Annotated in this window: 21 protein-coding genes; 8 read left to right on the top strand and 13 right to left on the bottom strand. The window is 42.3% G+C overall.

Features of this window, described 5'->3' with window-relative positions; translation table 11 throughout:
* Nucleotides 1-428 precede the first annotated feature (428 nt).
* Nucleotides 429-2,105 carry an alpha/beta hydrolase gene (locus V7K84_RS33360; RefSeq protein WP_334844652.1) on the bottom strand — a complete coding sequence of 559 codons (1,677 nt, stop codon included), beginning with the start codon at nucleotides 2,103-2,105 and terminating at the stop codon, nucleotides 429-431.
* Between the two features lie 639 nt (nucleotides 2,106-2,744).
* A complete protein-coding gene (locus V7K84_RS33355; RefSeq protein WP_334844650.1) occupies nucleotides 2,745-3,122 on the bottom strand; it encodes a cupin domain-containing protein in 378 nt (125 codons plus the stop codon).
* A 486-nt stretch (nucleotides 3,123-3,608) separates the two neighbouring features.
* Here V7K84_RS33355 and V7K84_RS33350 point away from each other — a divergent pair, with 486 nt between their 5' ends.
* The gene (locus V7K84_RS33350) at nucleotides 3,609-4,115 is read left to right on the top strand and encodes a GFA family protein (protein ID WP_334844648.1); all 507 of its coding nucleotides are present in this window, start codon (nucleotides 3,609-3,611) and stop codon (nucleotides 4,113-4,115) included.
* 10 nt (nucleotides 4,116-4,125) lie between these two features.
* Nucleotides 4,126-4,269 carry a hypothetical protein gene (locus V7K84_RS33345; RefSeq protein ID WP_334844646.1) on the top strand — a complete coding sequence of 48 codons (144 nt, stop codon included), beginning with the start codon at nucleotides 4,126-4,128 and terminating at the stop codon, nucleotides 4,267-4,269.
* Here the strand turns inward: V7K84_RS33345 and V7K84_RS33340 are convergent.
* Together V7K84_RS33340 and V7K84_RS33335 are read right to left on the bottom strand one after the other, a co-directional pair.
* Nucleotides 4,266-4,685: a hypothetical protein gene (locus V7K84_RS33340; RefSeq protein ID WP_334844644.1), complete on the bottom strand. Its 420-nt coding sequence runs from the start codon at nucleotides 4,683-4,685 to the stop codon at nucleotides 4,266-4,268. The two genes, V7K84_RS33345 and V7K84_RS33340, sit on opposite strands and share 4 nt — an antisense overlap.
* 96 nt (nucleotides 4,686-4,781) lie before the next feature.
* On the bottom strand, nucleotides 4,782-6,335 hold the full coding sequence (locus V7K84_RS33335) for a YcjF family protein (protein WP_099100707.1): 1,554 nt from the start codon (nucleotides 6,333-6,335) through the stop codon (nucleotides 4,782-4,784).
* Nucleotides 6,336-6,551: 216 nt separating this feature from the next.
* Between V7K84_RS33335 and V7K84_RS33330 the strand changes: the two genes are divergently transcribed.
* Nucleotides 6,552-7,988, top strand: a complete 1,437-nt coding sequence (locus V7K84_RS33330; RefSeq protein ID WP_334844643.1) for a carotenoid oxygenase family protein — start codon at nucleotides 6,552-6,554, stop codon at nucleotides 7,986-7,988.
* A gap of 349 nt (nucleotides 7,989-8,337) precedes the next feature.
* Here V7K84_RS33330 and V7K84_RS34385 read toward each other — a convergent pair whose 3' ends face one another.
* Together V7K84_RS34385 and V7K84_RS33325 are read right to left on the bottom strand one after the other, a co-directional pair.
* A complete protein-coding gene (locus tag V7K84_RS34385; RefSeq protein WP_442941031.1) occupies nucleotides 8,338-8,514 on the bottom strand; it encodes a hypothetical protein in 177 nt (58 codons plus the stop codon).
* Between the two features lie 207 nt (nucleotides 8,515-8,721).
* Nucleotides 8,722-8,973: a hypothetical protein gene (locus V7K84_RS33325; RefSeq protein WP_334844641.1), complete on the bottom strand. Its 252-nt coding sequence runs from the start codon at nucleotides 8,971-8,973 to the stop codon at nucleotides 8,722-8,724.
* Nucleotides 8,974-9,448: 475 nt separating this feature from the next.
* Here V7K84_RS33325 and V7K84_RS33320 point away from each other — a divergent pair, with 475 nt between their 5' ends.
* A complete protein-coding gene (locus V7K84_RS33320) occupies nucleotides 9,449-11,986 on the top strand; it encodes a calcium-binding protein (protein WP_334844640.1) in 2,538 nt (845 codons plus the stop codon).
* Nucleotides 11,987-12,096: 110 nt separating this feature from the next.
* Here the strand turns inward: V7K84_RS33320 and V7K84_RS33315 are convergent, their stop codons facing one another.
* A complete protein-coding gene (locus V7K84_RS33315) occupies nucleotides 12,097-12,363 on the bottom strand; it encodes a hypothetical protein (protein WP_334844638.1) in 267 nt (88 codons plus the stop codon).
* 84 nt (nucleotides 12,364-12,447) lie between these two features.
* On the opposite strand from V7K84_RS33315, the gene V7K84_RS33310 reads away from it, so the two are divergent.
* A complete protein-coding gene (locus V7K84_RS33310) occupies nucleotides 12,448-12,930 on the top strand; it encodes a hypothetical protein (RefSeq protein WP_334844636.1) in 483 nt (160 codons plus the stop codon).
* 272 nt (nucleotides 12,931-13,202) lie between these two features.
* On the top strand, nucleotides 13,203-14,060 hold the full coding sequence (locus tag V7K84_RS33305; protein WP_334844635.1) for a lysophospholipid acyltransferase family protein: 858 nt from the start codon (nucleotides 13,203-13,205) through the stop codon (nucleotides 14,058-14,060).
* A gap of 75 nt (nucleotides 14,061-14,135) precedes the next feature.
* Here V7K84_RS33305 and V7K84_RS33300 read toward each other — a convergent pair whose 3' ends face one another.
* The 4 genes from V7K84_RS33300 to V7K84_RS33285 all read right to left on the bottom strand — a co-directional run bounded on the left by V7K84_RS33300 (nucleotide 14,136) and on the right by V7K84_RS33285 (nucleotide 16,648).
* Nucleotides 14,136-14,396, bottom strand: coding sequence for a MoaD/ThiS family protein (locus tag V7K84_RS33300; protein ID WP_292732168.1), 261 nt, complete (start codon nucleotides 14,394-14,396; stop codon nucleotides 14,136-14,138).
* Nucleotides 14,397-14,745: 349 nt separating this feature from the next.
* Complete coding sequence (gene gatC, locus V7K84_RS33295) at nucleotides 14,746-15,036, bottom strand: Asp-tRNA(Asn)/Glu-tRNA(Gln) amidotransferase subunit GatC (protein WP_094347614.1); 291 nt, start codon at nucleotides 15,034-15,036, stop codon at nucleotides 14,746-14,748.
* 168 nt (nucleotides 15,037-15,204) lie between these two features.
* Entirely contained in the window at nucleotides 15,205-15,726 is a 522-nt protein-coding gene (locus V7K84_RS33290; RefSeq protein WP_334844634.1) for a photosystem I assembly protein Ycf3, read from the bottom strand.
* Between the two features lie 214 nt (nucleotides 15,727-15,940).
* Nucleotides 15,941-16,648 carry an SOS response-associated peptidase gene (locus V7K84_RS33285; protein WP_334844632.1) on the bottom strand — a complete coding sequence of 236 codons (708 nt, stop codon included), beginning with the start codon at nucleotides 16,646-16,648 and terminating at the stop codon, nucleotides 15,941-15,943.
* A gap of 197 nt (nucleotides 16,649-16,845) precedes the next feature.
* On the opposite strand from V7K84_RS33285, the gene V7K84_RS33280 reads away from it, so the two are divergent.
* Entirely contained in the window at nucleotides 16,846-17,457 is a 612-nt protein-coding gene (locus V7K84_RS33280) for a glutathione S-transferase family protein (protein WP_334844630.1), read from the top strand.
* Between the two features lie 122 nt (nucleotides 17,458-17,579).
* Here the strand turns inward: V7K84_RS33280 and V7K84_RS33275 are convergent, their stop codons facing one another.
* Together V7K84_RS33275 and V7K84_RS33270 are read right to left on the bottom strand one after the other, a co-directional pair.
* Complete coding sequence (locus tag V7K84_RS33275) at nucleotides 17,580-17,807, bottom strand: DUF167 domain-containing protein (protein WP_322670473.1); 228 nt, start codon at nucleotides 17,805-17,807, stop codon at nucleotides 17,580-17,582.
* On the bottom strand, nucleotides 17,785-18,201 hold the full coding sequence (locus V7K84_RS33270; protein WP_334844626.1) for a ribosomal maturation YjgA family protein: 417 nt from the start codon (nucleotides 18,199-18,201) through the stop codon (nucleotides 17,785-17,787). The genes V7K84_RS33275 and V7K84_RS33270 overlap by 23 nt, the downstream gene beginning before the upstream one ends.
* A gap of 837 nt (nucleotides 18,202-19,038) precedes the next feature.
* On the opposite strand from V7K84_RS33270, the gene V7K84_RS33265 reads away from it, so the two are divergent.
* Entirely contained in the window at nucleotides 19,039-20,856 is a 1,818-nt protein-coding gene (locus V7K84_RS33265) for a calcium-binding protein (RefSeq protein WP_334844624.1), read from the top strand.
* The last annotated feature ends 61 nt before the right edge of the window (nucleotides 20,857-20,917 follow it).

Genomic DNA, 20,917 nt, shown 5'->3' with positions numbered 1-20,917 from the left:
AATAAATAACCAGAATTTTTACACTTTAGATATAAGTTAATTTTTCTTAAGTATTGTTGCGTAGAAAAAATACTTTTTTTAGTAAAACAAATACTTTGCAAACAAAATGCGAAGTATTGGCGGTGCTACATTCTTAACCGGGAGATTGATGTTTATAATAGCTGCCTTGTAGAAAAAATACTTTACAACCTGCAATTGACCATCAGGATGTCGAGTTTGCCCAGCAAGTGCTAAAGGCAATGGGAAGAAGAAAGAGCAAGAGAGAAATGTGACTACTTGTCGATTAAGGGTAAAGGGTAAAGAAAAAACCTTTACCCTTTACCCTTTACCCTTTACCCTTTACCCTTTACCCTTTACCCTTTACCCTTTACCCTTTACCCTTTACCCTTTACCCTTTACCCTTTACCCTTTACTTACGAATCTCTTGTCTAATCTTGAGTCTTTTCTTGATAAATTTGCGGCGCAAGAATCACTTGAATTTGCTTTTCGTGGCATTTTTGAGAAAAAATGCTAATTTGCTCGGACTCGCCTCCTTCAATTGACAAAGATCGCAAAAATCCTTGAAATCCTAAAAAAGCTAATTCATAAATAGCTTTCTGACTAAAAACACCTTCAAAATATCCCGTGTGGGTATCAACACCTTGACGATCCGTATTCTTAAAAGACTTCCGAATAAATGCCAAGGTGAGCAAAATATAATTCCCAAAATTTATCGCTGGCTTTTGGATGGCAGAACTAACTATTCCAATCTGATTCATCCGGTCATCTTTATAATCTGTACAGTCAAAATATGTAAATACATCTGCGGGTTGTACCAAGTCTTCTGACATTTCAGTTATTTCTTCAAGTTTTCTATGTTCGCTACTAGACGAACGAATTTCTAAATATTTATAAGGATTATCAAGCCTGTAACCTTTGCCATAGTCTTGTTTGTGTAAATTAACAACTCCATATCTGGGTGTGTGACCCACTGAATCATTTTTATTGTTGAAATGTTTAACTGTTATATTACCAAGCCTGTACCCACTAATACGAGTTCGCGATGGGAAACTAAAATAATTTGCGGCAGTAGAAGTAAATCGTAACGCTAGGTCTCCTTCATTACAAAATATATAAGCTTCTTCACAACGACGTAAAGAAGAACGAAGAAAATTAGCACGTCCTGGCAAGATACTTTCTACAGGAATATCAGGTGCAACTAACACAAGCCTGCCTAATTGGAATACATTGCCGATATCCGAATTCGGTTTTTTATTAATAGATTTAACATCAAAAACATCAGAGAGAATCCGAATTACATCTGTAACTACAAAACACCCCATACTATGACTAATAAAAGATAATTTAATACGCTTGTTTGGGGGAAGTTTTACTGTGTAATCCAACTGTCTGATCAATTCAACTAAATCTGTAGTTCCATAATTACTTGCTCTGTAAATATCACGAAAATAAGTAGATATCCTGAGAATAATTAGTGTAAATATAATTGAAGATACAATCCCAGATAAAATTAACATCGCTGTGAAAAAGTGGACAGCACTATTACTCAAAATATTTAGGAATAATAAAGCTATGGCAGACCATATACTAATTGTTAGTCCCAAAGCTAAATTAATAGCTAGTAAAGTTGGTAGAGAAGAAAGTGCGTTGATTAGCTTTTGCCCAAAGGAACCAGACTCATCCGTTTTTATAGGATTTTCTGATGGCCATCTGTATCCGATAAAAATATACTTATTGGGTTGTTCAATATGTGTATTAACATATTCATAAATCTTGTTGCATCCCGTCTCTGTATCCGATGGTGTAGAACTATATCCATGAATATTGATAATTATTTCTGGATCGGAGCTTGATTGCAAAGTTTTAGAAATTTTCTCAATCATTTTTTGGGCTGAAGGTTCAGCTTCTCCATCATTGATATTAAAAAACTTTTTATTCGCAACTGATGAGAAATACCTATTAGAATTGTCTTCTTCTGTCTCAACATTCAGTTTTGCAGTACTAACTACTAAATAACCAGGTATTATTTCCCGATTATTGTTTTTAAATTCGTAAATTTTGTACGGTTGATTGTCTGGCAGACTCTTATTATCAGGATAGGTCATGAGGTCTATTTCCTTTTACAATTTATATTCAGTATATCGTAATCCCTTTTCGGTGATATCGGGTCAGGCTGCTTAGATACTGAGTGAACTCAGTACTTATACAAGCGATCTATAAACCAACCCTGACTCATACCATTACTGCTTGATGGTCATTAAAAGCTATAGCCTTATTCACCATAGCTTAGAGGTTGTTTGAAAAGTGGTTGGCTGTCATTTTAGGCACTATCCGATCCCCCCTAGCCCCCCTTAAAAAGGGGGGAACCGGAATCAAATATACCCCTTAAAAAGGGGTATTTAGGGGGATCTAGAACGTTTTGTTACCGATAATAAAACTTTTCAAACATTCTCTTAGAGTTATTCAAGCGTGCCATTCAAGTATGAGCCAGCGTTGGATAATCGGAAGTTTGTGATAGTGTAATCAAACACATGGGATTGATGCTTCACCTTGATATAAATTCTCCCGAATACCAGATTAACTAAATAATCATAAAAATCGAAATCTTTCGGGATAAAAGTTCAAATTTTATGGAGAACTATCAGTTTCGGAAAGGACAATGGTAATTCCATATTTTGGAGCCGTTGCTAATATTTTATCAAGCACTTGTTGAGTTATAGGTAACGGTGGAACTGATGAATTATTTACTTTAGTTCCGACTGGTACAAAAAAAATTCTAGTCCACCTGGAGTAGCCAAAATCAGCATTTTTGCTGGTGCAGAACCAATGTTTTTAAAACTATGGAGTTGACCTTTAGGAGAATGCAAGAATGTTCCGGGAGTTGCTACAACTGTTTGTTCATCAAGATAAAACTCAATCGAACCTTCAAGAATGTAGAATGCTTCATCTTCTCGACTATGAATATGTGGCGGCGGACCTAGTTGAGGTGCAAGTACTACTTCAAACAGTGCATACTTGCCATCAGTTTGTTCGCTCGTAGCTTTAAAGGTGGCTACATCGCCTGCTACTGAATAACTATCACCATCACCTAGTTGAGATAAGATCCCATGATTAATTGTCATTTTCATCATCTCCTAATTTTTATGACAAACAGATTGCCCTGCTTGCACAAATCAATAAAACACATCCTAGCCATGATTTAAAAGCCCAGTAATTAACGCTCTTCAGCGATTAGAAATCGCGGCTACATAAACAAAGTCCGCCTGCGCGGACTAACGCCAAAAGAGGGTTTCAAATTTAATCTAACGAGAGTAATAAAAGAGCGTTAATATCCAATGCGCTACCCACTATTGTTTTCCGAAAATTAATTAGGATAATTAGCTTTCATGCTAAAACTGATATTTACCGGAGGCTTCTATCTAAAGAATTAGTTGTTTTCTGCCTGTGGGGTTGCCTAATACCATTTCTTTGTGAGGTTGCGCCAAACCCTTTTAACTTCTTTCTTTACTTTTTTATTTCTTTCTTTGTGTCCTTTGCGTCCTTTGCGGTTCGTTTTTCTTTCTTCTTTCTTCTACTTGCAGATAATCCATAAAATATTATTATTAGTTATGAATTGGAACATGAATAGCGAACGGAGGCAGCAGATGGTGAACGACTGGAATTTACCCTGGGAAGGTGGATGCCGTTGCGGACAGATACGGTTTCAGGTGAGTGCCCCGCCTCTGCTAACGATGGCTTGCCACTGCACGGGTTGTCAGCGAATGACTGCCAGCGCTTTTTCTTTAAGCGTCGCGATTCCAAGCGTTGGGTTCTCAATACTGAAAGGTCAGCCGACCATTGGCGGTTTGCACGGCGCGACCCGCCACTACTTCTGCCCGCACTGCATGAGTTGGATGTTTACTCGCCCGGAAGGAATAGACGAGTTCGTCAACCTGCGTGCAACGATGCTGGATGATGCGTCATGGTTCGCGCCTTTCATCGAAACTTGGACCAGGGAAAAGCTGCTATGGGCGATGACCTCTGCGGTTCATAGCTTCGAGACTCTGCCCAATTACGAAGACTATGCTTTCCTGATAGAAGAATACGCCAAGCAAGCGTCGAAACCTGCACGATGACGAACTGTTTTTGCACGGATTTACGGCTGGCTCTCGGTGCGATCGCTCACAAAACCGCTCCCTTCAAAGACTAGTGGCGAATACTTCAGCCATCAACTCAGACGGTTGCAGTCAGGTTTGGGGAATTTTAGCCACAAAAGTCAATAAACTTTAGCGTTGAACTGAAGCTTGTTTTAGCGGGGTTCCGTTCCAAGAGAAAGTAGGTTCGCCCTCACAATAACTCCATCTTGCTTCCCAGGGCATGGGAAAATTAGGAACCTGAAAGCGGATTGAAAATCGTCCCCAGGTGTTGCTTAACTTGCCTGACCCATCTTCTCGTGACGTGTCACATTTGACATTGGAGTTACCAACCCAATAGCCATGATAAATTCCACGATTGCTCGTTATTCCAGCTAGCCCTTCAATGAAGATAGTTCCTCCTGGATAAGTCCATATAGCAGTTTTACCGCGATCGCTTTGATAGACCACCTTGCCATAGCTGCTATTCCACACTTCATCTGCAAGCGCAATTTTTGGCACAGCCGCCCAAACAAATACTGCACTGACAATTACTAGTTGCTGAAGTTTCATTGCACTCCTGATTTCTAGTGAGCGTATAACACTACACACAGATGATATCGTTTGTGGTCATAAAACTAACAATTACAAACAAAGGCTTTTCAATATTTAACTATTGACTTCTTCATCATGTTCAACCACCTCAGATTTATCTTGTAATGGCTTCACTACTCGTGCGATCGCTTCCTGAATAAAAGCTTTAATAAATTCATCTCGGCGATTAATTTGAAACTGTCGCTGTACAACTTCCGTCATTCCACCATCACCCCAATCTTGGTCATGACGAAAATATTCAATGAAACTTTTACCGGCAATTCGCGTTAAATAAGCTGCTGTCACGCCTTGAATTGCTCTACCAATAATAAAGGTGGCAACATTGAGTTGCAACGCCGTAGATAATAATTGAATTGCTCCTTTAACAATGCCTAAACTGGCGATAGTTTTTGCTAAAGAAAGGGCTAATTCTCGTCCCCGTTCCATATTCAATTCACAGCCATACACTCTGCCAATTTCCACAACCATTTGAGCGTTGACTGCGGCTGTCGCTAATAAATCTACAACTGGTATCGGCGTAACTGATACCACACCAGCGCCAATCCATTGAAACCGTTCTACGATTTTGTCAGCTTGGCGGCGACGCTGGCCATCAATAAGTTTTCGCGCTTCATCTCCCAATCGCAGAGATTGCAAAAGAATATTATCCGCCACCAAATCTTCACCTTCAGCACGTAAAACAGCAGCCGTGCGCCGCAGCAAAGGGACAATATCCGGTTCCGGCTGGAAGGTTTCGCCAGTTTCTAATTGTGCAGGTTGGGGATTAGCAGCGATCGCTACCACATCATTAGTAGCAATAAATCCCCGTACCCGTTGACGCAATCTCGCAAGGATGGATTCTTTATCTTCATCTGTATATAAATCAGTTTTGTTGAGAACTAGGAGCGATCGCTTCCCAATTTCTGCCAACCCCCGCAACGGCTCATATTCTGAACGCCGTAAGTCATTATCTACCACAAACAACAGTAAATCTGCTTCTGTCGCCAGTTCTCGCGCCATCTGTTCCCGTTCCGTTCCCGCCACCCCTGCTTCTAAAATCCCCGGCGTATCTGTAATTAAAATCTTGCGTTCTAATCCCTTCAACCGCAGACAATAGGTTTCTCCAACCTGAGTTGTACCCATCGGTGCATCTACTTGACCGACCATGCGTCCCATAATCGCATTAACTAGAGAAGTTTTACCAGCACTCCCCGTACCAAATACCACTACTTGAATTTCACCCCGTGCGAGGTTGGCTTCAATCTCTCGCGATCGACTTAATAAAGCTTGACGTGTGACTTCATCTTGAATTTGCGCTACCTGTTGCCGTACAGCCTGGAGAGTTGTAGAAGCTGCGTCAGATTTAGCAGCCGGAATTTGTGCCGCAGTCGCTCGTTTCGGGTTGCGACGCGATCGCTTTTCCCCGGATCTAATCACCAATACATAATAAACAAAAGCGGCAACCAAAGCTCCAATCAGAATAATCAGCAACAATAGCAGTAAATTGCCTAGCAACGGCGAATAGGATAATTGCCAATAGAGGCGTGACAGGGAATCAATTAGCCATAGGGCTAGCCCCAAAATGACGATCAGACCGACAATCAGCGTTACTATGCGTGACAGAGGCATGGCTGGGAAGTTTTAGTAAGTATTCAGTAGGCAGATGCTTCTAATCTTAATAGTTTCAGCATTTTTTACCAGAGTAGTGAGAAGGGGCAGAGGGGCAGGGGGCAGGGGAGAAAAGAGGCTTTCTTGATAAATCAACAATGCTCACTGCATTTTTTACATCTTGAAAAAATTGCAACAATGTAAAAATGCAATATCAATATTTCGAGAAGTTTTAGTATGCAGACTATTATCAAAAAGTCAATAAATAAATCTTGGGCTGGTGCGATCGCAGAACCTGCAAAAGAATTTCCCCTTACTCCGCTGTCAATTATTTCTGGCAAAATTCCAGATGGCTTGCGTGGCACTCTTTACCGCAATGGCCCCGCACGGCTAGAACGCGGTGGCGCTCGTGTCGGTCACTGGTTTGATGGAGACGGGGCAATTCTCGGCGTTCATTTCACAGATGCAGGAGCTACCGGAGTCTATCGCTATGTGCAAACAGCAGAATATCTAGCTGAAACTCAAGCGGATAGATTTCTTTATGGTGTCTATGGAATGCATCCGCCAGGCCCCATCTGGAAGCGCTGGGGACAAAAGGTCAAGAATGCAGCGAATACCTCAGTGTTGGCTTTACCTGATAAATTGTTGGCTTTGTGGGAAGCAACAAATCCATATAGCCTTGATTTGCAAACTTTAGAAACGAAGGGATTGGATGATTTAGGCGCTTTGGATAATGGATTACCTTATTCTGCTCATTACAAGCGCGATCCAGACACAGGCGAGATTTTTAACTTTGGAATCAGTATCGGAAGTTCTGTACAACTGAATCTCTACAAAAGCGATTGCACTGGCAAAATTATCCAAAAAACTGCTTTTAAATTAGATCGCTACTCGATAATGCATGATTTTGTTTTAACTCAAAGGTATCTGGTATTTTTCATGCCACCGATGCGGATGAAAATGCTGTCACTTTTGCTAGGTTTGACTACCTTTAGCGAATCTCAGTTGTGGGAACCTCAATTAGGAACCCAGGTGCTAATCTTCGATCGCGAAAACTTATCCTTAGTGAGTCGTGGCGAAACCGATCCTTGGTTCAATTGGCATTTTGGCAACGGCTATGAAGATAAAGACGGTTCCGTGGTGTTGGACATGGTGCGATATGCAGATTTTCACCAAACTAATGAGTATCTCAGAGAATTTGCAAGTGGTGAGACGCACGCAGTAACTCATGGAACATTGTGGCAAGTCCGCCTCAATCCTCAAACTGGTAAAGTTACAGCAATACAGGAAGTTGTCAACCGCAAGTGTGAATTTCCTGTAGTGCAGCGATCGCAAGTTGGGCAACCTTGCCGCTATACTTATGTATCATTAATGCCCCAAAGAGGGGATATAGACAAAGAATGGTTAGGTGCGATCGCCCGTTTTGACTATAAAACTGAAACCCTCACCGAAGCAGACTTAGGAGAAAACCGCTATCCTTCAGAACCCATCCACGCCCAAGATGCCCAAAACCCTGAGCAAGGCTGGGTGCTAACCGTTGTATACGATGCTAATACTCATAGTAGTGAAGTTTGGGTATTTGATAGCGATCGCCTGGATGCAGAACCAGTTTGCAAACTAGGATTACCTAGCGTTATTCCCCACAGCTTCCACGGCACTTGGAACCCAGCTTAACAATTTGGGGAAGAAGCAGGGGAGTAGCGGAGACAAGGGGACAAGGGGACAAGGGGACAAGGGGACAAGGGGACAAGGTGACAAGGTGACAAGAGGTAAGAAGTTGCAACAAGTCTTTGCCCTTGTCCCGAATGGCACTAAGAAAAGCGGAAAAGCTTATCAATTAAGCAGTTTGTAATTGTTTACGTAATTCATGCCGGGGTTTTGTCATTAAGGGGTACAATTTTGGGGCGGCGTTTACGAACTCGTGGTTGACTTCGACCTGGGCGGTCGGGAACAGCCTTGCGAGCAATAACTTTTAGCAAAGTGCGATAAATTCGGAGTCCATTTACGGACATCCAATGGCATCTCACCTATTTGATAGGCGCAAAAGAGGAGTCGTATAAGTAGTGCCTGCCGACCACATTAAGCTACGAAGTAGATTGTAAGCAAGCAAATAAACATAAATTTCTTTGCGTACCATTGAGGGGGTTTGACATCGTAGAATATCCATACCCAAGGTAGTTTTTATATGTCTTAAATCCAGTTCAACATCCCAACATTTACCGTAAAGTCCAACAATTTTGAGAGTAGAATAAATTTATTTGTCTAAGAGAGTAGTAATTAAACTAACTCGTTGAGTACGAAAACCAGGAATAACGATGTAGTAGTAAATTTCTCTTACAATTATGGTTTTAGGTAGAGCATCAAATTCATCTTTACTCAATCCTTTTGGACAACTTCTAGGCTTATACTAAGTAACTAATTTGTCGCAATCTCCAACAATTTTGCCTTTTCGCATAGTTGTTGTACGAGATTGATGCTTACGAAATACAGCATCAAAATCAAGCTTTTTGATAGTAAACATATCGGCGTAAGCACAAAAACCTCTATCTCCTCTAAGCACATCATTGGGTTTAAGAGAACTGTACAGTTTTCTTGCTAATTTAATATCATGAGTGTTCCAAACGTCTATGCATAAAGCAACGGCGGCTCCTGTCACCAAACTGAATATCACACCAATTTTTGCAATTGGAAACCCACATCCGGGCTTTTGACTACTTGGCCTTTGGATATTCTTTTTGGTTTTCTACGGTGTCCTGTATAGACACTGTTAACCTATTTATTACTTTGATATTGCGACCATACCATAAATGTTCTTCTGTTACTTTATCTTCTAGATTTCGTACTGAGGAGTTGAACAGTTTTTTTTCTAATAATCTCTCTGGAAGCCTTGCTCTGGCGCAGACAATATCCGCTTGTATCACTTGTTCGCGGAGCGTCTCGAAAAGAAGGAACTTCTACCTCTTCTTCTGCTAAGGTATTTCTTCACAAGATCCTCACATACTTATTGTAACTTTCATTGTAACTTTTAAATTGAACTACCTATCTAGGGTTTCTCCCGGCTGGCAGGGCTACTCATAGATAACATATTTGCCAGCGAATATCTCTGAATCAAACTTATAACCGAGGGGATTGATATGGCAGACATTATTGGAGACAACCAGAATAACACTCTAATTGGCACGTTTGAGAATGACGCTATCCTTGGTCAGGGCGGTGATGATAACCTCTTTGGTCGGGGCGGCAATGATGACCTCTTGGGTGGGGCTGGCAATGACTCGCTTAATGGCGAGGACGGCAATGACCTTCTCAATGGTGAGGACGGCGAGAACACCCTACTTGGTGGGTTCGGCGATGATGTCCTCCTTGGTGGATCTGGCAATGACCTTCTCGATGGCGAGCAGGATGACGATCAACTCCTTGGCAAAGGCGGTGACGACACCTTGCTTGGTGGGTTCGGTAATGATGCTTTCCTTGCTGGATCTGGCAATGATCTTCTCGAAGGCGGGGACGGAAATGACCGACTCGCTGGAGAAGACGGTGACGACCAACTCTTTGGCGGGGAAGGGTTTGACACCCTCCTTGGCGGGGCTGGCGATGACCAGGTTGATGGTGAGGATGGCAATGACAACTTGACTGGTCAGGCTGGCGATGACACCATCCTTGGCGGGGCTGGCCATGACCGACTAGAAGGAGGGGACGGGGATGACAAAATCTTTGGTGGGACTGGCAATGATACTGCTGACTATTCAAATAGCACTGCCGGTGTCACCGTCAGCCTGGCGACTGGAACTGCCAGTGGTGGGGCCGGGAATGATGTCCTGTTTAATATCGAACAAGTCTTTGGTTCTGGTTTCAACGATTCCCTAACTGGCGGGCGCGGTAATGACAACCTCTTTGGTAGAGGTGGCAATGACGTGCTTGATGGTGGAGTTGGCAATGACCTGCTGGATGGCGAGGAAGGCAACAATATTGTCCGTGGTGGGGCTGGCGATGACACCTTGCGTGGTGGGACTGGCAATAACCAACTCTTGGGTGGAGTTGGTGTTGATACTGCTGATTATTTCAGTGCCACTACCGGAGTCACGATTAACCTTGCCACTGGAACCGCTACAGGGCAGGGCAGGAATGATGTCCTGTTGGAGATTGAAAGAATCGTTGGTTCTAGGTTCAATGACACCATCCTTGGCGGAGCTGGCAATGACTTCTTCATCAGTGCTGGGGACGGGAATGACTTTGTTAATGGTGAGGCTGGTAATGACCGCCTCTTTGGCGATAACGGCAATGACACCCTCCTTGGCGGGGCTAACGACGACTTTATCAATGGCGGGTACGGCAATGACTCCCTGCTTGGCGGTAGCGGCATTGACATCCTGCTTGGTGGGGCTGGCAATGACATTCTGCTTGGTGAGGACGGGAGTGACACTCTCATTAGTAGAGAAGGCAATGATACCCTGCTAGGCGGCAGCGGCAATGACATTCTGCTTGGTGGGGACGGCGACGACCAACTCCAAGGTGGAGGTGGGGATGACCAACTCTTTGGTGGGACTGGCATTGATAGTGCTGATTATTTAAATGCCACTGCCGGAGTCACCGTTGACCTTAGCACTGGAACTGCCAGTGGGGGAGATGGGAATGATGTCCTGTTCAATATCGAGCAAGTCTTTGGTTCTAGTTTTAACGACTCCCTGATTGGAGGAGGCAGCAGTGATACCCTCTTTGGCAGAGGCGGCAATGACACCTTGCTTGGTGGGGATAGTGATGACTTTCTTGATGGTCAGGAAGGTAATGACCTCGTCTTGGGTGAGAATGGGAATGACAGCCTGTTTGGCGGGGCTGGCAATGACCAAATCGAAGGAGGAGAAGGCGATGACACCCTCAGTGGCGGGGTCGGTAATGACACTCTCCTTGGAGGGCCTGGAAATGATGTCCTCATAGGCGTTGATACTAACGGTTCTGATTCTCCTGGATTAGGGGAGGTTGATACCCTAACTGGAGGGCCTGGGGAAGATCGGTTCTTACTTGGAGATGCTACTAATGTCTTTTATGACGATAACAACAGTGGAAATGGTGGTTTGGCAGACTACGCTACCATCAGTGGCTTCAACTCCAACGAAGATACAATCCAGCTCAAAGGAACACTGGCAGACTATCGCTTGCAGACTGTGGGAGCCGATACAAGGCTATTTCTGGACAACTCAGGAGAGCTAGATGAACTCATTGGTGTTGTGCAAGCATCGCCTCTGAAGCTTGATAGTGACGACTTCCTGTTTTACGAGAAAGAAGATGCTGCACAAGGGACAAACAATACACTAGCCACTGCTGAGAAGCTAGGTACTTTAACATCAGGTTCAGAAGTTAATACCTCTGCTCAACTGGCAAGACTTCCAGGGAACAATCCTGATTTCGACTTTTTCACATTTTCTTTAGCTAACCCAGGAACTGTGACTATTAACACGCCGAATTATAGCGGTAACTATCCAGTTCTCGGCCTGTTTAATAGTGCTGGGAACTTACAGAGTTCCAGTACTTCTCAATCAATCACCGCTTCACTAGGGGCAGGTACTTACTCCATTTCAGTAAGTGATTATGATTACTTCCCTCAAAATGGCGGAACTTTCAGTTCTGGCTCTTTTGATCCTGGTTCTTATACGCTAGGAATCACTGTAGCCTAAGGACAAATGGTACTAAGAAAAGCCGAAACAGTCGCCTACGCAGCCAAGCGTCCACTGCTATTAACGAATCAATACTTGTAATGCTTATACAGCATAGTTTACAGCTTTTCTTAGTGCCATTTGCCCTTGTCCCGAATGGCACGCTTGTTAATCGCAAAGCCCTGATCTAACAAGATTTTTGAGTGTGGGGAGTGTGGGGAGTGTGGGAAGTGTGGGGAGAAAGAGGAGAAATTGAATAACTGCATATCAACAAATGCTGCATTGCCTCCCCATCCTCCCACACCTCCCACACCCTGCCAGCAAGGAGGTTTCAGCTTTTCAAGCGTGCCATTCGCCCTTGTCCCCAATTCTGCTTGTCCCCAAGTCCTCTTTCCCATGTCCATTCACTCTAGTCTTCGATAATTGCTAAGTGTAAAAACGTAGTATCCTACATATTGGTATCTAAAAATAAATCCAAAATCATGAGGAGAAACCCGATAGCATTACTACTTAGCGGAGTGATTGTCAGCTTTGGACTGTCATCATTGTTAGCTCAAGCACAACAACAGGTTTCTAATGCCCAAGTCGCGGCAATGGTAGAAGCGTTGCGACTAGCTGCACCGCAGACCGGCACCGCAAATGATGGACTTTACAGCCAATGGCAAGTTAAACCAGAAACCTTAAAAGGCTGGTCGAAATATTGTCTCAAAAAAGAACTAACTCCGACGCAGTTTGAAAATAGCCCCGCGAAGGCACGTCAAGTAGTTTCTTGCATCACGCGCCGTGAGTTTAACAAGCAATTTCTCGCCACCAATAATAATGAAACCGCTGCTGTGCGTGGCGTCGGTTGCTGGTGGATGACTGGCAGCTATACAGGCTGCACCAGTGGATTTACTGCTACATATCTTCAAAAAGTTGTGGGTTTTTACCAACAGCAGCGTTCAAAACCAGCAACTACTCCATAAACATCACCAAATTAATCGCCGCGATGTGGCAATAGAAATATAAGTGAAAAAGAATCTAGAGACGTAGCAGTGCTAAGTCTCTACAAGGGTTATGGATAACGCATATTTAATTTCACCAAATGTCTAATGATAAAGCGATCGCAATTAAGTAAAATCAACCCCGATGCGTCTATGTTGACTTTAATACAGAGTTTTAGCTTTAACCCAACTGTATTGAGTTATATCTAAACAAGGGATTGTTTGAACTTTGCCAATGCTGTTAGAATGCATCGATGTCAAAAAAGCAACATTTATTAAACAAAAAACCCGGTTGGTCTTTGGATGAGCGAGATCCAAAGTTCATAGAATCTCTGATGCCCCTATTTGGGTTTTTGTATCACTACTATTTCCGAGTTCAAACTAGTGGCTGGGAAAATATTCCACCCCAGCAAAAAGTCTTATTTGTTGGTTCGCACAATGGGGGACTCGCGGCACCCGATATGTCAATGATGATGTACGACTGGTTCCGAAGATTTGGTGTAGAGAAACCCATTTATGGTTTGATGCATCCCAAGGCTTGGCAGGTTAGCACGCCACTAGCGCAACTGGTAGCCAAGGCTGGAGCAATCATCGCCCATCCGAAAATGGCTTACATTGCCTTGCGCTCTGGAGCGAGTGTGCTAGTTTATCCCGGTGGAGCCGAAGATGTCTTCCGGCCGCATTATTTACGTAACAAAATCTACCTTGCGGGGCGACAAGGATTTATCAAGTTAGCGTTACGGGAAAATGTGCCGATTGTGCCTGTGATTTCCTGGGGCGCTCACGATACACTCATTGTCATCGCTGACTGTTACAAAGTTGTGCAGCAACTCCACGAGTGGGGGATGCCTTGGCTATTAGGTATCGATCCAGAAGTTTTTCCAATCTATCTCGGACTGCCTTGGGGATTAGCAATTGGGCCATTACCCAATATTCCATTGCCAGTGCCCATGTATACGCGGGTTTGTCCGCCAATTGTATTTGAGCGCTACGGTCGTGAAGCAGCTAGCGATCGCTATTATGTCAATGAATGTTATGAATTAGTTGTAAGTCAGATGCAGCAAGAGTTAGATAACTTAATAAAGCTAACTGCTAAGACCAATTCTCTTTGAAAAGTTATGAGTTAGAAGTTTTGAATCTTTAATTTATCACTCCTAACTCCTAACTCCTAACTCCTAACTGTTTTCCTAGCCGCCGCTGACTGGTGGAATCAACACAACCTCATCCCCATCTTGTAATAGGGTATCTGGTTCGACAAATATCAAATTAATCCCGAAACGGGTTAAATCGCGCCATTGTGAGAGTTCAGGGTGTTCAGCTATGAGGCGATCGCAGACTGCTTTGACTGGCATACTATTAGGAAATTCCAGCACTAGTTCCGAAACCCTAAAGGCTTCTTGATAAGCAGCGAACAATTTGACGGTAACGGTTATTACAGATTTAGACATACAACATACTTTGGCAGTACGAGCAAGTATTTTAATATTTGCTAATAATGTAAACAAATATTTAACATAGATAAGTATGTTTTGCTTCCCCGCCACTTGTGGTGAAACAAATCTAAGCATACTCCTACGGAGAAGCAAGCTACGCGGTAGCATCTCTAAGAGTTGCTATGCCGTTGGCGTACTCCTGCAAGTGTCGCAGACAAGCCTCTCGTACCATTTTGTATAAGTAAGTTACGCATAGCGTCTCCTTTTGGTTTTAATTAATACTCCTAACCTCCTGCCCGGTTGTTGAGCGTAGTCGAAACACTGCCTCACTCCTGCCTTTTTTGTAAAATCCCAAATTGTTTGACTATTCAGCATTGAGGATTTTTGGTACTTTGAAAAATTCGCCTTCCTGTTCAGGCGCACTGTTGAGAATACTTTCCCGGTCAGGATAGGGTTGCAATTCATCCTCTCGTGTGATATTGCTGACATCAATTGCGCGTGTTGTTGGTAGCACATCACTGACATCAAGTTCATTCAATTGTTCGATATAGTCCAGAATACTTCCCAACTGGGTAGTGAATTGTTTCTCTTCTTCTGGAGTCAATTCTAAACGTGCAAGATTGGCAACTTTGTGAACTTGTTCTTGGTCAATCATAAATTGTCATTTGTCACTTGTACTGAGCTTGTCCTGAGCTTGTCCTGAGCGTAGTCGAAGGGCGTAGTCTAAGGGCGTAGTCTAAGGGCGTAGTCGAAGGCGGAGCCTCTCGTAGAGAAGTATTGGTCATTAGTCCTTAGCAAATGACAAAGAACTAATGACTAATGATTAAAAGAATACGTCAATTTGCGATCGCCCGGTGGTTTTCAGCCAGTTTTGAGCTTCGACATAGTTATTGGGGGCCATGCGAATGGCTCGAATCCAATAGTCTGCTGCTTGGTCAAAAAGTGCTTCGCCAGCCTCGTTATCTCCAGCTTCTTTTTCTTTTTCGCCTTGATAGTGGTAAATCACAGCGATGTTGTTCAAGGCTTGGGGCATACGTGGGTTTAACTCAATTGCCTGATGATACAGTTCTAAAGCCTTTTTGTGGTCGCCATTGCTGGCATAAATTAGCCCCATATTGTAGAAAATATAGCCGCGATCGTTGGTATCTTCCTCTAGTGTTAGAGCTTCTTCATAGTATTCCAATGCCTCAGCATATTCCCCTTCCGCTTGGGCCGACATACCATCTCGATAATAAACAAACGCTTCTTTAGCTTTTTTGTTGGTTGGCAGGATCTTCAGAATGATATCCGCCATCACAGTAAAGGATTTGTCAATAAAATTATCGTTTTTTTGCGTTCTTGGCATATTTCTCTCTGGGTATTGGGTATTGGGGCATTGGGCGTGGGGCATGGGAAAGAGGACTTGGGGACAAGGGGAAAGACTTGTTGTAAGTTCTAAACTTTTGTCACCTTGTCACCTTGTCCCTCTGCTCCCCCGATTACTGAGCGTAGTCGTTGGCGCAGCCTCTCGTAGAGAAGTATGCTTCTTCATCTCCCCAATCCCCTAGTTCACTCAATAGTTAATTTAACTGATTTGCGGGGGCATTCTTCTCACTGAGAGGTACGATACATTCTGAACTATTATGTCGAGAGTTGTTTACCAAGGTGCTAACTGGATATGCAGTCATTGCTGACGCTGGATAAGGACGCAATAGCTGCTGTAGGGTTTGGGCCGTTTCCACTTGGGAATCTAGCCATAAATCGTAATCTTGTGGCTCCAGAATCACTGGCATCCGCTCGTGGATGGGTTGGAGTAATTCGTTAGCTGCCGTTGTCAAAATTGTACAAGAAATTATTTCTTCGTTAGCAGGCGAACGCCATCTCTCCCACAAACCTGCAAAACCGAAGGGTTGCCCATCTTGAAGACGAAAATAAAATGGCTGCTTCTTACCTTTACCTTGTTGGCGTTGCCACTCATAAAAGCCATCAGCTAACACTAAACAGCGTCTGTGCTTAAAAGCCGAACGAAAAGCGGGTTTTTCGGCAACAGTTTCTGCCCTAGCATTAATCAGCTTTGCCCCCATTCCTGCATCTTTCGCCCATGACGGAATTAATCCCCAATGCAACTGCTTAAATTCCCGCTTTTCGCTTTCGGGATTTTGCAACACTGTCGCCACCATTTGCGTAGGCGCAATGTTATATTCGGCTGCCAAATCGGGAACAGACTCGACATGGAAAACTTCAGACAATCCTGCTGACGAATGGTTTAGAGTAAATCTTCCACACATAGTTTTCTTTTCGACCATTAACTAAATTAAACATCTCAAACTAGAAATAAATAATATTTTTTTATTTTCTCGAATAATTTCCTGTAGTACGTTCAGATACTAAATACAAAAAAAATATCCGGTTTTGGGAAAATCTTTTGGTAAAATATTGTATTTTGAACTTTCACTTCTCAACACATTCCTAACTGTATTGTAACATGGAACTACTGCATCTGTACGATTTTTTACCTTCTGGACATGGTTATAAGATACGTCTTTTATTAACACAACTAGGTATGCCTTTTGAGAGGATAGAGCTTAACATCTTGAAAGGCGAGACTCGAACACCAGAATTTTTAAGTAAAAATCCTAACGGTAAGATACCTGTTCTGAAAATTGAGCCAGGGAAATATTTGGCAGAATCAAATGCCATATTGGTTTATCTGAGTGAAGGTACAGAGTTTTTACCTTATGACCGCTTTTCACGAGCGCAGGTGCTGCAATGGTTATGTTTTGAACAATATAGCCATGAGCCTTTTATTGCTACATCAAGATTTTGGATTTCTATTTTAGGTAAAACTGAAGAATATAGTGAAGCTATCAAACAAAAACGCGAACCAGGTTATGCAGCACTTAACTTGATGGATAAACACTTAACTTCTCAAGATTTTTTTGTAGGAGAACGTTATACGATTGCTGATATTGCCTTGTTCGCTTATACTCATGTAGCTGATGAAGGTGGGTTTGATTTAACACAATATCCTGCTATCCAAGCTTGGATAGAAAGAGTCAAAACTCAACCAAGGTATATCAGTATTAGAGAGGCATAAAAATTAGATTTTGCAAGTTCCTATCTCTCCTTTCTTGTCTCTAGTAGAGAATGTCCTGGGTGGAATGTAGCTCACATTCAGAAAGTAGCAAAGTCTTCACAAAAGATATTATTAAGCAGCAGTTAGGTATTCGGATCGATTTCCATCAGCTTTTGCCGAGAGGAGAAACCTGACTTAATTCTGATATGAGACTTGGGTACATCAAATTTATCTGCTAGTAGTTTAATTAACTCTTCATTAGCCTTGCCATCAACTGGGGGCGATTTTAAATAAACAGTCAGACTACCATCAGGTTGTTCTTCAATTTTTTGCTGTTTTGAATTAGGTTTAACCTTGACTTTTTTTTGCATAACTTATTTTGTGTAATTGTCGCAGCCATAACCAGCCTAAAACAGAACCCAATACATAATGAGGAAAATCCCACCAAACAAAGGTCGTACCAAGTAACAATTTACCTATCAAGGTGGCGCGCATTTGCTCTAATAGTGGCGGATGCCAAAGTTGCAAGAATTCTAGTATACAGGTGATGACAAAAACCCATATAGGAATTTGGATTACCGCTACCCGATTTCTGAAAAACAAAAATGCGAACAGACACCAAAATATTTCATAAAATACAGCTGCTCCGTAGTCATTAAACCAGTGATGGGCAGGCCCATTATAATACTTAAACAAAAACCCCATCGGTACAACGATGAGTATAGAAATAATAATAAATATTGTTTGGTTACGGTATCGAAGCATTTTCTATAGACTAGAGACTATCCAAAATTTTAGCAGCGGAACGACTAGAAGTCTCCTTTGGGTACTAGGGAAGAAAATATAAGTAAGATTTGGTTGAGGTCTGAATCTACATTCAACTTTTCAAGAATCTAACTACCAAAAACCGCAGCGATCGCTAATTTATAAAAAGCATATAAAATTTTTGTAAAGCTCAAGTGTTATTAAAGACAAAAATATTTTGGATATATATCAATTTAACTTATCTATTAAAAAAAATATTGGTTTAATAGATGTTTTTTTGCAATTAAACATAATAGTTCTTTAACAAAAAAAAAGATATTGAAACCTAACTTAATGACAAAGCCCATAAAGCTACAAAGCTGACAATATTAACCAAATAAGTCAGTAAATTGTAGAAAAAATTTAATTTAAGGTTTAGAAACACATATTAATATATTATGAATCGCTTTTATTAAGTATTTGTAAGATTTTGTAAAGAACTTTATGTAACCTTGTACTTCATGATAATTAAATAATTACAGCATGGGTTCAAAAAGTTGGAAAAAATCAAAATATTTGACCTAGTTACTTAATCATTTGCGTAATAAAGTAATGGATTGTCAGGAAAGAATTTATCTAATTTTGTAGAGTAGGCGTTTCGCTCGCAACTAAGGGCTGGCTTTTCAGGTCAGCCTACAGTAAGTAGTTGGATATTTTTTCTTGAGAGTTCCTAACTAAATAGTTAATGTTTTTTAACATGAGATTACGCAAATGACAAGTAATCTACATTGAACTGATAAATAGTTCTTTGATTGATGCTGAACTTACATATTTAGTGAGAAATTTAGGAGAGATAATATGGCTTTCGGTACTACAAATCCTGACACGATAAATGGGAGTTCGGGAAATGACACCATAGTTGGTTGGGCTAGTGGTGGTAACGCCAATAGTGCCTCCGGTAACGATATCTTGAATGGCTTGGCTGGTAACGATTCCCTCGCAGGTGGCACAGCGAACGACAGTCTCAGCGGTGGAGATGGCAATGATACACTTGATGGGGGCACAGGAAACGACACTCTAAAAGGTGGTGCAGGCAGTGACACCTTCAAAGGCAGTCAGGGTAACGACAACATTGATGGCGGAGATGGCATTGATACCGCAGACTACAGTCAACTAGGTCAAAGCATTACCTTGTCAGGTGTCGGAACTATTCAAAAAGCTGGAGGATTGGGAAAAGACCTACTCTTTAAAGTTGAAAAGGTTATTGCTAATGCTAAGGTTGCCAACAACACCATCGATGCATCCCAATCTTTACCTGGGGTATCTATCACCGCTAACCTGCAAACTCAAAGTTTAGCTGCCAATAACGTTCCTGGCTTAGGAACATTGTCATTTACCGCAGTCAACTTTGATAATGTCATCGGTACAAATGCAAATGACATCATTGTTGGCGATAACCAAAATAACCAATTATCCGGTAATAATGGCAATGATACACTTGATGGGGGTGTAGGAAATGACACTCTAAAAGGTGGTGCAGGCAGTGATACCTTCAAAGGCAGTCAGGGTAACGACAACATTGATGGCGGAGATGGCATTGATACCGCAGACTACAGTCAACTAGGTCAAAGCATTACCTTATCAGGTGTTGGAACCATTCAAAAAGCTGGAGGATTGGGAAACGACCTACTCTTTAAAGTCGAAAAGGTTATTGCTAATGCGAAGGTTGCCAACAACACCATCGATGCATCTCAATCTTTACCTGGGGTATCTATCACCGCTAACCTGCAAACCCAAAGTTTAGCTGCTAATAACGTTCCTGGTTTAGGAACATTGTCATTTACCGCAGTCAACTTTGATAATGTCATCGGCACAAATGCAAATGACAGCATTACTGGCGATAACCAAAATAACCGATTATCCGGTAATAATGGCAATGACACACTTGACGGCGGTTTAGGTATTGACACTTTGAATGGGGGAGCAGGTGACGATACTTACATTGTTGACACTACTCTTGATACCATTAGAGAGGCTGCGAATTCAGGTATAGATAACGTCCGATCTTCTGTAAGCTACACATTAGGAGCCAATCTGGAGAACCTGAGGCTGAGAGAAGGTGGCAACATTACCGGGATAGGTAACAGTTTTAACAACTTTCTTTTTGGTAATACTTCTAATAACACTATAAATGCAAGAGCAGGCGATGATACCCTAGACGGTAATAATGGCGATGATATCCTCAATGGTGAGGACGGCAATGATAGCCTACAAGGCGGGCCGGGCAATGATATCCTCAATGGGGGATCTGGAAATGATATCCTCATCGGTACTTTTCCTGGTAGTCCGCTTCCACCTGGATTAGGGGAAATTGATAACTTAACTGGCGGGGCTGGGGCAGATAGATTTATTCTAGGGGACGCTGTAAATGTTTTCTACGACGATAACAATACTACGAATCCTGGTTTTGGAGACTTGGCTACTATTACTGACTTCGACTCTAGCCAAGACCGAATTGAACTCAACGGATTTTCACAGGATTACCGCTTGCAAGTTGTTGGAAGTAACACACGAATATTTTTAGACAAATTAGGAGCAGAGCAAGATGAGATTATCGGTATTGTGCAGGGGGTAGTGGGTCTCACACTTGATAGTGACAACTTCACTTTTCTATGAGCGGAAAAATACTGGATAAAGTACAAACAATACATTCGCCAGCCCTGAAGGGTTATCTTGC

Origin of the sequence: Nostoc sp. (genome assembly GCF_036917315.1) — a bacterium.
In the GTDB taxonomy this organism is placed as follows: Bacteria; Cyanobacteriota; Cyanobacteriia; order Cyanobacteriales; family Nostocaceae; genus Nostoc.
This window is presented reverse-complemented; position numbering and strand designations above follow the sequence as displayed.

Coding starts and splice junctions, on each gene's coding strand:
- V7K84_RS33360 (WP_334844652.1), bottom strand. CDS start 2,105: ATGACCTATCCTGATAATAAGAGTCTGCCAGACAATCAACCGTACAAA.
- V7K84_RS33355 (WP_334844650.1), bottom strand. CDS start 3,122: ATGACAATTAATCATGGGATCTTATCTCAACTAGGTGATGGTGATAGT.
- V7K84_RS33350 (WP_334844648.1), top strand. CDS start 3,609: ATGAATTGGAACATGAATAGCGAACGGAGGCAGCAGATGGTGAACGAC.
- V7K84_RS33340 (WP_334844644.1), bottom strand. CDS start 4,685: ATGAAACTTCAGCAACTAGTAATTGTCAGTGCAGTATTTGTTTGGGCG.
- V7K84_RS33335 (WP_099100707.1), bottom strand. CDS start 6,335: ATGCCTCTGTCACGCATAGTAACGCTGATTGTCGGTCTGATCGTCATT.
- V7K84_RS33330 (WP_334844643.1), top strand. CDS start 6,552: ATGCAGACTATTATCAAAAAGTCAATAAATAAATCTTGGGCTGGTGCG.
- V7K84_RS33320 (WP_334844640.1), top strand. CDS start 9,449: ATGGCAGACATTATTGGAGACAACCAGAATAACACTCTAATTGGCACG.
- V7K84_RS33315 (WP_334844638.1), bottom strand. CDS start 12,363: ATGGGAAAGAGGACTTGGGGACAAGCAGAATTGGGGACAAGGGCGAAT.
- V7K84_RS33310 (WP_334844636.1), top strand. CDS start 12,448: ATGAGGAGAAACCCGATAGCATTACTACTTAGCGGAGTGATTGTCAGC.
- V7K84_RS33305 (WP_334844635.1), top strand. CDS start 13,203: ATGTCAAAAAAGCAACATTTATTAAACAAAAAACCCGGTTGGTCTTTG.
- V7K84_RS33300 (WP_292732168.1), bottom strand. CDS start 14,396: ATGTCTAAATCTGTAATAACCGTTACCGTCAAATTGTTCGCTGCTTAT.
- gatC (WP_094347614.1), bottom strand. CDS start 15,036: ATGATTGACCAAGAACAAGTTCACAAAGTTGCCAATCTTGCACGTTTA.
- V7K84_RS33290 (WP_334844634.1), bottom strand. CDS start 15,726: ATGCCAAGAACGCAAAAAAACGATAATTTTATTGACAAATCCTTTACT.
- V7K84_RS33285 (WP_334844632.1), bottom strand. CDS start 16,648: ATGTGTGGAAGATTTACTCTAAACCATTCGTCAGCAGGATTGTCTGAA.
- V7K84_RS33280 (WP_334844630.1), top strand. CDS start 16,846: ATGGAACTACTGCATCTGTACGATTTTTTACCTTCTGGACATGGTTAT.
- V7K84_RS33275 (WP_322670473.1), bottom strand. CDS start 17,807: ATGCAAAAAAAAGTCAAGGTTAAACCTAATTCAAAACAGCAAAAAATT.
- V7K84_RS33270 (WP_334844626.1), bottom strand. CDS start 18,201: ATGCTTCGATACCGTAACCAAACAATATTTATTATTATTTCTATACTC.
- V7K84_RS33265 (WP_334844624.1), top strand. CDS start 19,039: ATGGCTTTCGGTACTACAAATCCTGACACGATAAATGGGAGTTCGGGA.